The following is a 13,464-nucleotide window of genomic DNA, read 5'->3' as shown; positions in this document are numbered from 1 at the left end:
GAGTGTTTCAAACGTAGTATCAGGTACTAAAGGGTTGGTACGGATGCCGGTGATCACTTCATGTCCGATTGAACCAGACGTTCAGGACTGTGATGGAAGGATCAACATTCCTGGGCGTGACGTCATCATCGAATTTTGCAGACTGAATGCTATTTGGCCACGAGGACCTAAATCTATTCCTGTCCTTTTTAATTCATGCACGCCATCGAACACCGCTTCCATTAGGTGTTGTTCCCTCATCTGTCAGCCTCCAAACCGTTAAAAACATAGTGAATCTGAAGGCTAACGAATTTCACTCTAGAAAAACTTCCGGTGGGAAGAACAGGACGGTTCGCTCTTACTATATAGAAGAGTCCTACCCACTCACCGCTTATTCAAGCGCACCGCCAGCCGATCCCCGCCCAGCTGAATCACCGCCACCAGCACCACCAACAACACGATCACCGTCAGCATCACTTGCGTATCGAAGCGCTGATAACCATAGCGATAGGCGATGTCGCCCAGGCCGCCCGCGCCGATCGCACCGGCCATCGCCGAGGAGTTGATCATGGTCACCAGGGTGATGGTGAAGCCGCCGACGATACCGGGCAGCGCTTCGGGCAGCAGGACGTGCCAGACGATGTGCCAGCGTCGGCAACCCATGGCCTGCGCGGCTTCGATCAGGCCGTGGTCGACTTCGCGCAGGCTGACTTCGGCGATGCGCGCGAAGAAGGGTGTGGCGGCGATGGTCAGCGGCACGACCGCCGCCCAGACACCGTAAGTAGTGCCGACGATCAGGCGCGTGAAGGGGATCAGCGCGACCATCAGGATCAGAAACGGCACCGAGCGAAAGATGTTCACGAACGCCCCCAGTACCCGATTGACGTTCGGCGCTTCGAAAATCCCGCCCTTGCCACTGGTGACCAGAATGACCGCCAGCGGGATACCCAGGATCAGCGCGATTAGCGACGACACGCCCACCATCAGGAAGGTGTCGATAACGCCTTGCCACAAACGATCAAGCCACATAACCCAGTACCTTTGCGTGTTGCGCCTGTTTGCGTGCGCGGATGAGCAGTTCCTCAACTGACAACGGCGAGTGGCTGATGGCGAGGAGCAGATGCCCCAGCGCTCGCCCCTGAATGCGTTCCACGCCGCCATGCAACAGGCTGACGCGACCGCCAAGTGCACTGAACAGCGCCGACAGATCAGGCTCGTTGCCGTCGCTGCCGGTGAACTGCAGATCGAGCACGACACTGGCATTCTTGTCCGATGGCTGTGCTTGCAGGCGAGCTTGCAAGTCTTCCGGCAGTGCGTGTTGCAGGGGCGCCAGCAGGGTCTTGCTTACGTCATGTTGCGGATCGCCGAATACCTGCCACACCGGGCCTTGTTCCACGATCTGACCGCGTTCCAGGACCACCACCCGGTCACAGATTTCCCGGATGACAGCCATTTCGTGGGTGATGAGGACGATCGTCAGACCCAGGCGCTGATTGATCTCGTGCAACAGGCCGAGAATCGACTGCGTGGTTTCCGGATCGAGCGCCGAAGTGGCTTCGTCGCACAGCAGAATTTCCGGGTCATGCACCAGGGCGCGGGCAATGCCGACGCGCTGCTTCTGTCCGCCAGATAACTGCGCCGGATAGGCGTTGTGCTTGTCTTGCAGCCCGACCAGCTCCAGCAGCTCGGCGACCTTGCGCTGGCGTTGCTCCTTGGGGACGCCGGCCACTTTGAGCGGCAACTCGACATTCTTCCAGACGGTTTTGGCCGACATTAGATTGAAGTGCTGAAAAATCATGCCGATCCGTCGGCGCAGTTCCACCAGCTTGTCTTCGTTGAACGCAGCGATGTCGACCTGATCGATCAGTACTCGGCCGCTGCTGGGTTGCTCCAGCCGGTTAATGGTGCGGATCAGCGACGATTTGCCCGCCCCGCTGCGGCCGATGATGCCGAACACCTCGCCACGCTGGATATCCAGGTCAATGCCTTGCAGGGCCGCAACCGGCCCTTGCTGACCTTCATAAACCTTACCCAACTGGCTGAAACGCACATGAGCGTTGGCTTTCTCCGGGTGCAGGCGCGCCTGTGTGGCGGAATGCGGATTGTGCTCTTCCAGTGGCAGGGAGCGTTGGGCGGTGGCGTTCATGTTCAGTCCTTCCAGCCGACCTGGTACAGCGAGCCATTCACTTTATCCAGCGAGGCGCGCACGACAGGCGAGTGTTGGTAGATGTCGATGAATTTGGCCAGACGCGGGTCATCCTTGTGGTCAGGCTTGATCACGAACTGGATGACGTATTCCGGGTGATCCAGACCGTCGAACAGAATTGCCGAGCCGGCATCGAAGGTCTTCGCCAGACGGATATAGGCCGGGTAGCCCTGAACCAGGTCGGCGTCGTCATAGGCGCGGACCAGTTGCACCGCTTCGACCTGAATCAGCTTGATCTTCTTCGGGTTGGCGGTGATGTCGTCTTCGGTGGCCTTGTAGCCGACGCCGGGTTTGAGAGTGATCAGACCGGCCTTGGCCAGCAGCTGCAGACCGCGGCCGCTATTGATCGGGTCGTTGGCGATGGCCACGGTGGCGCCGGTTGGCAGCTCATCGAAGCTTTTGTACTTCCTGGAATACAGGCCGACGTTGTTGATAATGCCTGGCGCGTAAGGCACCAAGTCGAAGCCCGACGCGGCTTTGGCGTTTTCCAGGAACGGGATGTGCTGGAAGTAGTTCACGTCGATGTCGCCGGCATTGAGGCTGACGTTCGGCGCGATCCAGTCGGTGAATTCCACCAGCTCGACTTTCAGGCCTTGCTTGTCGGCCTCGGCCACTGCGGCCTCCAGCGGAATGGCGAAGGCGGCTGTGGTGCCGACCTTGAGCGGCTGATCGGCGGCTTGGGTGAAACCGGTGAACAGGCCGAGGGAAAGGGCCAGGGTCAGAAGTGTTTTGCTCATTGTTTGTGTCCGGGTCAGTGTTCAAGTTTTAGTTTTTCAGGCGCCTGCAAGGCCGCTTGCGTGAGCAAGCTCATTCCTACCGTTTCGGCGCGTCTCGCTAAATCGGTGGCGTGTCGTCCGCCCTGTTTGCTTTGCGAAAGGCTGCCCCCGCATGTCGCTGCGGCAACCGCGCATCCCCCTCGGTGAACGACTTCTCGCGCAACGTGCCGTGCTCGTAAGCAGTCTTGTATGAGCCGCGCCGTTGCAATTCCGGAATCACCAGGTCGATGAAGTCCTCATAGCTCTCGGGCGTAACGATGCGAGTCAGGTTGAAGCCATCCAGCCCCGTCTCTGCGATCCAGGATTCCAGCTCGTCGGCGACCTGCTCGGGCGAGCCGATCACGTTGATGTAGCGACCGCCCAGCGCGTGCTGGTCCAGCAGTTTCTGCCGGGTCCAGTCGTTGTTCTTGAGGATCTTGGTCGCCGATTGAATGGCATTGCCTTTAACGTGCTGGATAGGTTCGTCCAACTCGTAGTCGGCGAAGTCGATACCGGTAGAAGCGGCAAAGTGCGCGAGTCCGGCTTCGGCGCTGGCGTACTTCAGATACTCCGCATGCTTGGCACGCGCGACCTCTTCAGTCGCTCCGACGATAACGTTGAGGCCCATGAACACCTTGATGTCGTCCGGGTTGCGACCGGCCGTCACGGCGCTGGCGCGCGCCTTGTCCACCTGCTCTCGGGTCGCGGATTTGTTCTGCGCGCTGATGAACACGCACTCGGCATTGCTGCCCGCGAACTGCAAACCGCGATCGGAGCTGCCAGCCTGAAACAGTACCGGTGTACGCTGCGGCGACGGTTCGCACAGGTGATAACCCTCGACCTGATAGAACTCGCCGTGATGGCGCACGTAGTGCACCTTTTCCGGTCGTGCGTAGATGCGCGCCTGACGATCGTCAATCACCGCGTCGTCTTCCCAACTGCCTTCCCAGAGTTTGTACAACACCTCCAGGTATTCGTCGGCCTGGTCGTAACGGCGGTCGTGCTCGATCTGCTCCTTGAGCCCCATCGCCTTGGCGGCGCTGTCCAGATAACCGGTGACGATATTCCAGCCCACACGCCCGCGGGTCAGGTGATCCAGCGTCGACATGCGCCGGGCAAACAGATACGGCGTTTCATAAGTAAGGTTGGCGGTCAGGCCGAAACCGAGGTTGCTGGTGACCGCCGCCATGGCTGAAACCAGTAGCAGCGGATCATTGACCGGCAGCTGAATCGACTCCTTCAGCGGCACGTCAACCGACTTCTGATACACGTCATACACACCGACGATATCGGCGATGAACAAGCCGTCGAACAGCCCGCGCTCAAGCAATTGCGCCAGGTTGGTCCAGTACTCGATGGTCTTGTATTGGGTCGAGGTGTCCCTGGGATGCGTCCAGAAACCATGGTTGATGTGCCCGATGCAGTTCATGTTGAACGCGTTGAGCAGGATCTTTTTCTTGCTCATCAGATCGTCCCCCGGCGTGGAGGATTGACCTCGTTGAGATAAAAGTTGCCGATCGCGTGGTACTTCCAGCGCACCGGATCATGCAGGGTGTGGACTCGCGCATTGCGCCAGTGACGATCCAGACCGTGCTCGGCCAGCGTCGCTTGGGAGCCGGCCAGCTCGAACAGCGTGCTGCTGGCCGCCAGAGAAATTTCGGTGCTGATGGCGCGGGCTTCGGCCACTGCAATCGAGGCCTGTGCGAGGTTCTCGGTTGTGGTTTCAGCTTGGGCGCGATCCAGGTATTGGCCGGACCGTTCGAGCAAGGCTTCTGCGGCGTGCAGGCGGATGCCGAGTTTGCCAAAGCTGTGCAGGGTCAATGGGTCGTCCACGGCCTTTTCAATCCCTGAATCGATCCAGGGGCGGGTGCGGGTGCGCACGAAGTGCAAGGCGTCTTCATAAGCCGCCCGGGCGATGCCGGTGTCGATGGCGGCATGGAGAATCTGCGCCAGTGGGCCGACTGTGGTCGGGCGCTCGAACGCCGTCTGGAACGGCACCACGTCTTCATCTCCGACGTAGACGTTATCGAATACCACCGAACCGCTGCCGGTAGTGCGCTGACCGAAACCGCTCCAGTCATCGATCACGTTCAAGCCGGCTGCATTGGCCGGGACGTACGCCAATTGTTGGATGCCGTCGTCATCGATCACCGACGTCGGAATGCGCTGCGCGTAGAGCGCGCCGGTGGAGTAGAACTTGCGGCCGTTGATGCGCCAGCCCTCACCATCACGGCTCAGGCGCGTGGCGCGATCGTGGGCGGTCTTGGTCCCAAGTTCGGCCAGCGCATTACCGAAGCGCTGCCCTGCGAGCACTTCGGCATACAGACGCTTCTGCTGCTCCGGGCTGCCGTTCACGCGCAGCACTTCGAGGGCGTAGAAATGGTTCTGTGGAATCTGCCCCAGCGAACCATCGGCGGCCGAAATGATGCGGAGGACTTCGGCCAGGGTGACGCTGGAAACACCTGCGCCGCCGAAGGCTTTTGGCACGCTGATGCCCCACAGCCCCGAGCGGGAAAACTGTTCCAGTTCAAGATGCGGCAGGCGGCGTTCGCGATCACGCACGGCGCTTTGCTCTTTGAAGGTGTCGGCCAGTGCATGGGCGATTTGCAGCGCCTGGGCGTCATCTTTGATGATCGCGACTGCCGCCTGCGTATCACGCGGCAAGAATTGAAGGCTCATATGTGTGCTTCCAGTTGTCTGGTTCAGATCCAGGAATGACGGGCAGGCAGGGTGCCGTTGAGGTTCCAGGCACCGACGGCGTGAATCTTCCAGCGCACCGGGTCGTGCAAGGTGTGGACGCGGGCGTTGCGCCAGTGGCGATCAAGATTGAATTCGGCCAGCGTCGACCGGCTGCCCGACAGCTCGAACAGCTTTTCGCTGGCCTGCAGGGCAATCTCGGTCGTCAGTACCTTGGCTTCGGCGACCACGATAGAAGCCCGGGCCGCGGACTGCGCGTCGATGGGCGAGGCAGCGATTTCATCCAGCACGCGACCGGCCTTGTTCAGCAGCGCTTCGGCTGCATGCAGCTCCAGTTTCAGCTTGCCGATATCGGCGATCACGTACAGATCATCGCTGGCGCGCTCGACGTTGGCTTCAATCCACGGACGCGAGCGCTCCCGGACGAAACGGATGGTTTCGTCGATGGCTTCGCGGGCAATACCGGCATCGATGGCCGCTTGAATCAGTTGGGAAACCGCACCCTGGATGCTTGGCGCCAGGGCGAGCTTCCAGTTTTCGATGACCAGATCGCCGCTGACCCGCACATTCTCAAGTAACACGCTGCCGCTGGCGGTGGTGCGCTGGCCGAAGCCGGACCAGTCGTCGATGATGTGCAGCCCCCGCGTACCGCGCGGCACGAAGACCAGCACCTGTTTGCCGTCGTCATTGATCGCCTTGACGGCAACCCAGTGGGCGAACAGCGCGCCGGTCGAGTAGAACTTGCGGCCATTGAGCAAAAATTGATCGCCGTCGGCGGTCAGACGGGTCTTTACGTCGAGAGTGTTCTTGGTGCCACGTTCCGGGCCGCCGTTGCCGATGCGTGCGCCGTTGAGAATACTGTCGAACAGCGCCTTTTTCTGCGCTTCGCTGGCGCTGCCAACCAGTGAATTGAGAATCCCGAAATGATTCTGCGGGATCTGCCCTACTGCCGGATCTGCCGCGGACAAAATGGCAAACACCTGAGCGACAGTGACGAACGATACCTGAGGTCCACCGTAAGCTTGGGGCACGCAAATACTGCCCAGGCCGCTGCGTGTGAACAACTCAATTTCTGTCCATGGCAACTGCCGCTCGCGATCACGCGTGGCAGCAGTGGTCCGGACAAGGGCTGCCAGCTCGTGGGCGGCGGCAATCGCTTCGGCGTCGTTGCGCAGCACTTTGGCGGGCAACAGAGGGGGAGCAATGTCCAGGGAGTGCTGGACAGAAAGTGCGCTCAGATCAGTCATGGTGGCGACCGATCCTTACGCGCAATGCCCTGGCGTTTTGCACTGGGGTAATTGTGTACGTGACCATTCGAACCTCGATTCAAAGCCGCATTGGCAGCAGGAAGTCTTGCGGGGTCCGGTGGTCCGGTGCATATACCCTAAGCGTTTATAAAAATTAAATAAACTTGCATTTAGGAATAAGCATAGAAGGTGAGCGGGGGGCTGTGGTCACCTTTCAGATGGCCTGTCCATACGACGCAAGAGCTGAAGACGAACAGGAGGGTGAGGTACTTGACGATATGTCTGCAGCGCATAACGAACGTCTCGTAAGAGTTTTCATGCAGGCTAGCAGTGGCAATGAGTTCATCCCCGAGGTGGGTTGTAGGAAGGTTTTATTGAGGTTGTAGGACTTGTCTCGTGAGTCTTGGATCTGCAAACACGTTCACGTTTGCGTAAAGCAAGCCGGCAAAGACACCATCGCAGCCGGAGTTTCCAGCATAGCGATGGTGCTTCAGGGGTGTGGGCAAATATCAGAGTTCAGACTCCGGAATCACGTCGGTGCTGACCTTGATGGACCGCGCCGGCGCCCACAGTGAATTGTTGCCGACTCGATCGATGACGCAATAGGTCACCTCCTGATGCAGGTCATCCCCGGCCTCCCGGATCAGCGTCGCCGGCACGTGAATCTTGATGGCTTTGCCGACCTGCTGTTCGGTCAACGCCGGAAGATCCATCCGGATATCCCCCCAGCGCAAGGTAATTTCGTCGTACGCCTCCATGTGCGGATAGGCCTCTATCGTGACATGGACGCCGTCTTTGAGTTGCTGGGCGCTCAACCCTCGGCTCATTACCAACTCAGGAAATTTCACTGGAGCCAGGCCCTGATTTTCTTCTCCGTCTGCGCTGACCAATTGACCGCCGGGGGTCTCCAGTTTGACCCATAACTTACAGCTAGGTGATCTGACGGATTCAGTGCCGATTTTCGTTACGCGATAGTAGGTCTTGACCTTGCCGCTTTGTAGAAAGCTCTCGGGTATATGTAGGACAGATGTATATCCAATGTCGGACTCCGATAAAAGTGTTGACGCGACATAACAGTCTCCCCAGAACAGTTCAATCAAGTCTCCGCATTCCATCTCCGGGTAAGGATCGATATGCACTAACAAGTTACTGGCTGCCAACGCGCCGATGCCCTGTCTGTTGGACTGCGGCAAATAGGGCGCGAAAAGCTTTAGAGGCATACGGCTGACAGGGGTATGGATCATCTTGGTTCTCACAGAATGTTGGGCTTGAGATAAGGCATGCGAAGACATTCACCAACGCACGCACTCTTTAAATCGATGCCGTTAGTACACGCTCGATGTGCAGTGTTGGCAAACCATACAAACGGTCCCAAATTCGGACTTGCCATTTCGTCATTGAAGTATGGAGTTGTTTAACTGAGCTAATTGTGTTGCTGCATATCTGTCAATCACTCAAAAGAGTTAAGTGTCTGTGTGCAAGATAAACAGATGGTTCCTACGCAATGGTTTAGTACGTAGATCCCAGAGCGGGCGCAGCGTCCTACTTGTAAGTAATAAGTATTCGATGACATGTAGGACGAAATTCCTTAAAAAACGGTTTTTGAGTTATTTGTAGGAAGATTCGAAGTCAATGTACGAAGCAGTCATCTGACGTAAGCGCTTGTGCGTTTTATAGAGAAAATCGATAAGAAGCGCGCCTTGACGCAGGCGGCATTAGAGAGAGTTTCGCTTGATCCAAGGTTTTCCAAATGTTGGACGCAAAGAAAACGGCGCCAAAGAGCGCCGTTTGGTCATACGCACGTTGTAGGACTAGTTCCTGCTACGCTCCAGAAATTGCCGCGTGCGTTCCTCCTTGGGATTGGCGAACAGCTCTTTGGCATCGCCCTGTTCCACGATCACGCCTTTATCGATGAACACCACGCGATTGGCCACATCCCGGGCGAATTTCATTTCGTGGGTGACGATGACCATCGTGCGCTGTTCTTCGGCCAGTGCGCGAATGGTGTTCAACACTTCGCCGACCAGCTCAGGGTCTAGTGCCGAGGTCGGTTCATCGAACAGAATGACTTCCGGCTCCATCGCCAAGGCTCTGGCGATCGCGACCCGCTGCTGCTGTCCACCGGACAGCCGACGCGGATAAGCGTCCTCCTTGCCTGCAAGGCCGACCTTGGCCAGAAGCTCGCGTCCCAGGTCGATCGCCTGTTCGCGAGGCATCTTCTTGACCACGATCGGACCTTCGATGACGTTTTCCAGCGCTGTGCGATGGGGGAACAGGTTGAAGTTCTGGAACACAAAACCAACGTGCTGACGCAGTTGGCGAATCAGGCCTTGTTGCTGACTCAGGGGTTGGCTGCCATCGATCCTGATGTCGCCGACGACGATGGTGCCGCTGCTGGGTTCTTCAAGAAAGTTCAGGCAGCGCAGAAGGGTGGTCTTGCCGGACCCGCTGGGGCCGATGATGGCGACCACTTCGCCTGGCTCGACCTTGAGATCAATGCCTTTGAGGACTTCGTTGCCCTTGAATTGCTTGGTCAGTCTTTCAACTGTGATCATGCCTCAGGACTCCACATCGTGGCGGTTGGCGCGTGCTTCCAGGCGGTTCTGAAAGTGTGCCAGCACGGTACACAGCACCCAGTAGATCACCGCGACGGTGAAATACATGGTGAAGACTTCCAGCGTCCTCGACGAAATAAGCTGCGCCTGACGGAATACTTCCGGCACCTGAATGGTGGCGGCCATGGCCGTGTCTTTTACCAGCGAAATGAAGCTGTTGCCCAAGGGTGGCAGAGCGGTGCGCGCAGCTTGCGGCAGGATCGCCCGGCGCATGGTTTGGGCGCGGGTCATGCCGATACTGGCAGCGGCTTCCCACTGGCCCCTGTCCACCGCGCCTATGGCGGCGCGCAGGATCTCGCAGGCGTAGGCGGCCATGTTCAGCGATAAACCGATGAGCGCCGCCGTGATCGCATCCAGTTCGATGCCCAGGTCAGGCAGGCCGTAATAGATCATGAACAGCTGAACCAGCAGGGGCGTGCCGCGAAAGAACGACACGTAGACCCTGGCGATGGCGCTGACGATCCAGACCTTCGACAGCCGCATCAGTGCCAGGCCGAAGCCCAGCACCAATCCGAAGAACATCGATCCGAGACTCAGACCCACCGTGTAATACGCGCCCTTGAGCAGAAAGGGCGCGGAGTCCAGCGCGAGCTGTAGGCTCTCTGGAATCATTTGGTCACGTCAGCCTTGAAGTACTTCTCGGACAGCTTGGCCAGGGTTCCGTCGGCGCGCAGCTTGTCGATGGCTTTGTTGATCGCGTCCAGCAGCTCAGGCTCGCCTTTGCGCAGTGCGATACCGGCTTCCTGGCGGGAGAAGGGTTCGCCGGAAACGACCAGCTTGTCCTTGGTCTTGGCCACCAGTTCCAGCGCGGCGAGACGGTCGACCAGAATGGCATCGATGCGACCTACGCGCAGATCCTGGTACTTGGTCGGATCATCGTCGTAGGTTTTGACGATGGCGTCAGGCACGTTGGTTTTCAGCCATTCTTCGTAATTGGTACCCAGGCCGACGCCGACCTTCTTGCCTTTGAGATCGTCAGCGGTCTTGATCACGCCAGCGTCTTTGGTCTGCACGAGGGCCTGAATGCCAGAGACGGTGTACGGTTCAGAGAAGTCGTATTTCTTCTTGCGTTCGTCGGAGATGGTCACCTGATTGACGACTACGTCCAGACGCTTGGATTCCAGTGCTGCGAGGATGCCTGCCCATGGGGTTGCAGTCAGCTTGACCTTCACGCCCAGCTCCTTGGCCAGGGCTTCCGAGAACTCGACCTCGAAACCGGTCAGCTTGCCGTCTTCGCCGACGAAGCTGAAGGGCGGGTAGGTGCCTTCCAGGCCGACGTTAAGGGTGCCATTCTTTTTGATGGTTTCCAGTTGCTCGCCAGCGACGGCGTGGGTTACCAGGCCGGTGCCGAGCACCAGACTGAATGCCGACAGCAGGAAAGTGCGGCGGATTGCAGACATGTTCATGTGAGTCCCCTGTTCTAATTGGTATGTCAGGCAAGCTTCAGACCTGACGAAACTACTGTGGCGTCGCAGCTTTATCCAGCTTTTTCAGTGCGCTGCCAGGTATTAGTGTGGCTGCCGGCGGGCGTCCAAACGGTAGGAGCCGGGTTGCTGGCGAGCGCGGTGTGTCAGCCGACTGATCTGCAACTGACACCGCGCATTCTGCCGTCGTAACCTCCGGCGTCTCCTACAAGTAGTGCATCGTGCCTGATAAACGTGGCCAGTCCGATCCGTCGTTGTTAAGCCCCACGCGAATCACTGCCCCGAAAAACATCTGGATACGCGAACAACGCCGGAGCGCCGCCGGTGTGCAGGAAGATGATCGGGCCGTCGTCCACGCGCTGCCGACCGATCCCGTCCAGCAATCCTGCCATGGCCTTGCCGGTGTACACAGGGTCCAGCAGCAATCCTTCCTGACTTGCGACCAGTTTGATCGCCGACAAGGTGCCTGCGTTCGGTTCGCCATAGCGCGGGCCGTAATATTCGTCCCACAGCTCCACCTTGAACGCTGCGGGCATTGGCTCACCGAGCAGCTCAGCCGTGCGTTCGGCCAAGCCCTGAACCTTTGGCCCCTGAGTTTCTTCCGGGCGCGATACGGTCACGCCAATCACCGGCAGCTGTGGCAGTGCTTCCGCCAAGGCCAACGCGAGACCGCTGTGAGTGCCCGCACTGCCGGACGCCAGCGCGACGGCCGCGAATTGCACGCCACTCTGGTGAATCTGCTCTGCCAGCTCGAAACCCGCACGTACATAACCCAGCGCACCGATGGGGCTGGAACCACCGATCGGCACCAGATACGGCTTCTTGCCGCTCACGCTCAAGCGTCCGGCCAAGGCCTGAAGCTGCTCATCCGCGTTGTCGAGGTTTTCCACCAGCTCGACCTGGGCGTCGAACAGATCCAGCAGCAGACGGTTGCCGTTGCCCAGGTAATTGCGGTCGTCGGTGCCGATCGGGTTTTCCAGCAGCGCGACGCAGCCCAACCCCAGCCTGGCGGCCAGCGCGGCAGTCTGGCGGACGTGATTGGACTGGATCGCGCCTGCGGTGATTAGCGTGTCGGCTCCTTGGGCCAGCGCATCCGCCGCCAGATATTCGAGCTTGCGCAGTTTGTTGCCGCCCATGGCCAGCGGGGTAATGTCGTCGCGTTTGACATAAATATCGCGCCCGACCCAGGCCGAGAGACGTTCGAGTTTCTCCAGCGGCGTTGGCGCGCCCAGCAGTTCCAGGCGGTCAAAACGTTCGAGCTGTTGTTTGATCATGGTCGTATCGATACATCCGCAAGTGAGTCGCTGGACTATAGGCAGACGATTCCGACAGGGCAACTGAAGGATTTACCGAGCGAGTCGGGTTATAGCCTCACGAAAATTGTTATTTTTTTGCGACAAATGTTTGCCGTAGAGTGGCTTGACCTTCGGCCATGTCCAGCCTGACGAGCCGTTGAACTGAGGAGAAATCTGCGTGAGCACTATTCCCGAACTGTCCCCGAAAGAATGTGCCGAGGGATTGACCGGCCACTGGCAGTTGCAGCGGATCGTGGGTGAGTTGCGCGCCGCGCGTGATGAGTGGCGCACCCGTAACGGTCGTGTCAGCGGTGAGAAAGGCGGCCGCGAGTTGCCTTCCCGCGAGGCTATGCGCGACATTCTCGAGGCTCTGAGCGGTGCGCTGTTCCCCATGCGCCTGGGGCCGGTAGATCTGCGCGAAGAGAGCGAAGACTTTTACGTCGGCCATACCCTCGACGTTGCCTTGAATTCGCTGCTGGATCAGGCGCGGCTTGAATTGCGTTACGTCGCCCGCCAGCGCGGAGAGGATGCCAGCTGTGCCGATGTGCACGCCGAACGGCTGATTCAGGATTTTGCCAGCGCACTGCCCAATATCCGGCGCGTCCTCGATACCGACGTATTGGCGGCTTATCAGGGCGACCCGGCGGCGCGCAGTGTCGATGAAGTGCTGCTGTGCTACCCGGGGATTCTCGCGGTGATTCATCATCGCCTGGCCCACCATCTGTACAACAATGGGCTGCCGCTGCTGGCGCGAATCAGTTCCGAGCTGGCGCATTCTGCCACGGGTATCGACATCCACCCCGGTGCGCAGATTGGCCTGAGCTTCTTCATCGATCATGGAACCGGCGTGGTCATCGGCGAAACAGCGATCATCGGCGAGCGCGTGCGGATCTACCAGGCGGTGACGCTGGGTGCGAAACGTTTCCCTGCAGACGAAGACGGCCATCTGCAAAAAGGCCATGCACGCCACCCGATTGTCGAGGATGACGTGGTGATCTACGCAGGTGCGACGATTCTTGGCCGTATCACCATCGGCAGGGGCTCGACCATTGGCGGCAACGTCTGGCTGACCCGTAGCGTGCCCGCGGACAGCAACGTGAACCAGGCGAACCTGCAGCATGATGACGGGACGCAGAAGTAAGATTGATCGGGTCCGGAGTCCGCTTTGGCGCGCCAAGCCAGTTTTCGGATCAATGCGCGAACTCTTTTCTGCAAACACCGATTCTGTAGCCGCACGGCTTGCCGG

12 protein-coding genes are annotated in these 13,464 nt (G+C 58.9%); 1 reads left to right on the top strand and 11 read right to left on the bottom strand.

Annotation, left to right across the window (positions count from 1 at the left end; translation table 11 throughout):
- Positions 1-363 precede the first annotated feature (363 nt).
- From ACRER8_RS21395 to ACRER8_RS21345, 11 genes are all read right to left on the bottom strand, one after another.
- Entirely contained in the window at positions 364-1,008 is a 645-nt protein-coding gene (locus ACRER8_RS21395; RefSeq protein WP_299611118.1) for a methionine ABC transporter permease, read from the bottom strand.
- On the bottom strand, positions 998-2,125 hold the full coding sequence (locus ACRER8_RS21390) for a methionine ABC transporter ATP-binding protein (RefSeq protein WP_431748186.1): 1,128 nt from the start codon (positions 2,123-2,125) through the stop codon (positions 998-1,000). The genes ACRER8_RS21395 and ACRER8_RS21390 overlap by 11 nt, the downstream gene beginning before the upstream one ends.
- A 2-nt stretch (positions 2,126-2,127) precedes the next feature.
- Positions 2,128-2,922 carry a MetQ/NlpA family ABC transporter substrate-binding protein gene (locus ACRER8_RS21385; protein ID WP_431748185.1) on the bottom strand — a complete coding sequence of 265 codons (795 nt, stop codon included), beginning with the start codon at positions 2,920-2,922 and terminating at the stop codon, positions 2,128-2,130.
- A gap of 97 nt (positions 2,923-3,019) precedes the next feature.
- Complete coding sequence (locus tag ACRER8_RS21380; RefSeq protein WP_431748184.1) at positions 3,020-4,405, bottom strand: LLM class flavin-dependent oxidoreductase; 1,386 nt, start codon at positions 4,403-4,405, stop codon at positions 3,020-3,022.
- Positions 4,405-5,604, bottom strand: coding sequence for an SfnB family sulfur acquisition oxidoreductase (locus tag ACRER8_RS21375; RefSeq protein WP_431748230.1), 1,200 nt, complete (start codon positions 5,602-5,604; stop codon positions 4,405-4,407). Before ACRER8_RS21375 ends, ACRER8_RS21380 begins: the two co-directional genes overlap by 1 nt.
- Positions 5,605-5,642: 38 nt before the next feature.
- On the bottom strand, positions 5,643-6,884 hold the full coding sequence (locus ACRER8_RS21370; protein ID WP_431748183.1) for an SfnB family sulfur acquisition oxidoreductase: 1,242 nt from the start codon (positions 6,882-6,884) through the stop codon (positions 5,643-5,645).
- A gap of 509 nt (positions 6,885-7,393) precedes the next feature.
- Positions 7,394-8,128 (bottom strand): hypothetical protein, encoded by a 735-nt coding sequence (locus ACRER8_RS21365; protein WP_431748182.1) that lies wholly within the window; start codon positions 8,126-8,128, stop codon positions 7,394-7,396.
- A gap of 567 nt (positions 8,129-8,695) precedes the next feature.
- Positions 8,696-9,439 carry an L-cystine ABC transporter ATP-binding protein TcyN gene (gene tcyN / locus ACRER8_RS21360; protein WP_431748181.1) on the bottom strand — a complete coding sequence of 248 codons (744 nt, stop codon included), beginning with the start codon at positions 9,437-9,439 and terminating at the stop codon, positions 8,696-8,698.
- Between the two features lie 3 nt (positions 9,440-9,442).
- Entirely contained in the window at positions 9,443-10,111 is a 669-nt protein-coding gene (tcyL, locus tag ACRER8_RS21355) for a cystine ABC transporter permease (protein WP_110949395.1), read from the bottom strand.
- Complete coding sequence (gene tcyJ / locus ACRER8_RS21350) at positions 10,108-10,905, bottom strand: cystine ABC transporter substrate-binding protein (RefSeq protein ID WP_431748180.1); 798 nt, start codon at positions 10,903-10,905, stop codon at positions 10,108-10,110. The genes tcyL and tcyJ overlap by 4 nt, the downstream gene beginning before the upstream one ends.
- A 275-nt stretch (positions 10,906-11,180) precedes the next feature.
- On the bottom strand, positions 11,181-12,197 hold the full coding sequence (locus ACRER8_RS21345) for a D-cysteine desulfhydrase (protein WP_431748179.1): 1,017 nt from the start codon (positions 12,195-12,197) through the stop codon (positions 11,181-11,183).
- 199 nt (positions 12,198-12,396) lie between these two features.
- Between ACRER8_RS21345 and epsC the strand changes: the two genes are divergently transcribed.
- Positions 12,397-13,359: a serine O-acetyltransferase EpsC gene (gene epsC, locus ACRER8_RS21340; protein WP_431748178.1), complete on the top strand. Its 963-nt coding sequence runs from the start codon at positions 12,397-12,399 to the stop codon at positions 13,357-13,359.
- The last annotated feature ends 105 nt before the right edge of the window (positions 13,360-13,464 follow it).

Source organism: Pseudomonas sp. (genome assembly GCF_050739935.1).
In the GTDB taxonomy this organism is placed as follows: Bacteria; Pseudomonadota; Gammaproteobacteria; order Pseudomonadales; family Pseudomonadaceae; genus Aquipseudomonas.
The sequence above is the reverse complement of the archived record's forward strand: the minus strand, read 5'-3'. Positions and strand labels throughout refer to the sequence as shown.

Bases quoted from the DNA above. Each gene is read 5' to 3' on its own strand.
- ACRER8_RS21395 (WP_299611118.1), bottom strand. From the start codon at position 1,008: ATGTGGCTTGATCGTTTGTGGCAAGGCGTTATCGACACCTTCCTGATG.
- ACRER8_RS21390 (WP_431748186.1), bottom strand. From the start codon at position 2,125: ATGAACGCCACCGCCCAACGCTCCCTGCCACTGGAAGAGCACAATCCG.
- ACRER8_RS21385 (WP_431748185.1), bottom strand. From the start codon at position 2,922: ATGAGCAAAACACTTCTGACCCTGGCCCTTTCCCTCGGCCTGTTCACC.
- ACRER8_RS21380 (WP_431748184.1), bottom strand. From the start codon at position 4,405: ATGAGCAAGAAAAAGATCCTGCTCAACGCGTTCAACATGAACTGCATC.
- ACRER8_RS21370 (WP_431748183.1), bottom strand. From the start codon at position 6,884: ATGACTGATCTGAGCGCACTTTCTGTCCAGCACTCCCTGGACATTGCT.
- ACRER8_RS21365 (WP_431748182.1), bottom strand. From the start codon at position 8,128: ATGATCCATACCCCTGTCAGCCGTATGCCTCTAAAGCTTTTCGCGCCC.
- tcyN (WP_431748181.1), bottom strand. From the start codon at position 9,439: ATGATCACAGTTGAAAGACTGACCAAGCAATTCAAGGGCAACGAAGTC.
- tcyL (WP_110949395.1), bottom strand. From the start codon at position 10,111: ATGATTCCAGAGAGCCTACAGCTCGCGCTGGACTCCGCGCCCTTTCTG.
- tcyJ (WP_431748180.1), bottom strand. From the start codon at position 10,905: ATGAACATGTCTGCAATCCGCCGCACTTTCCTGCTGTCGGCATTCAGT.
- ACRER8_RS21345 (WP_431748179.1), bottom strand. From the start codon at position 12,197: ATGATCAAACAACAGCTCGAACGTTTTGACCGCCTGGAACTGCTGGGC.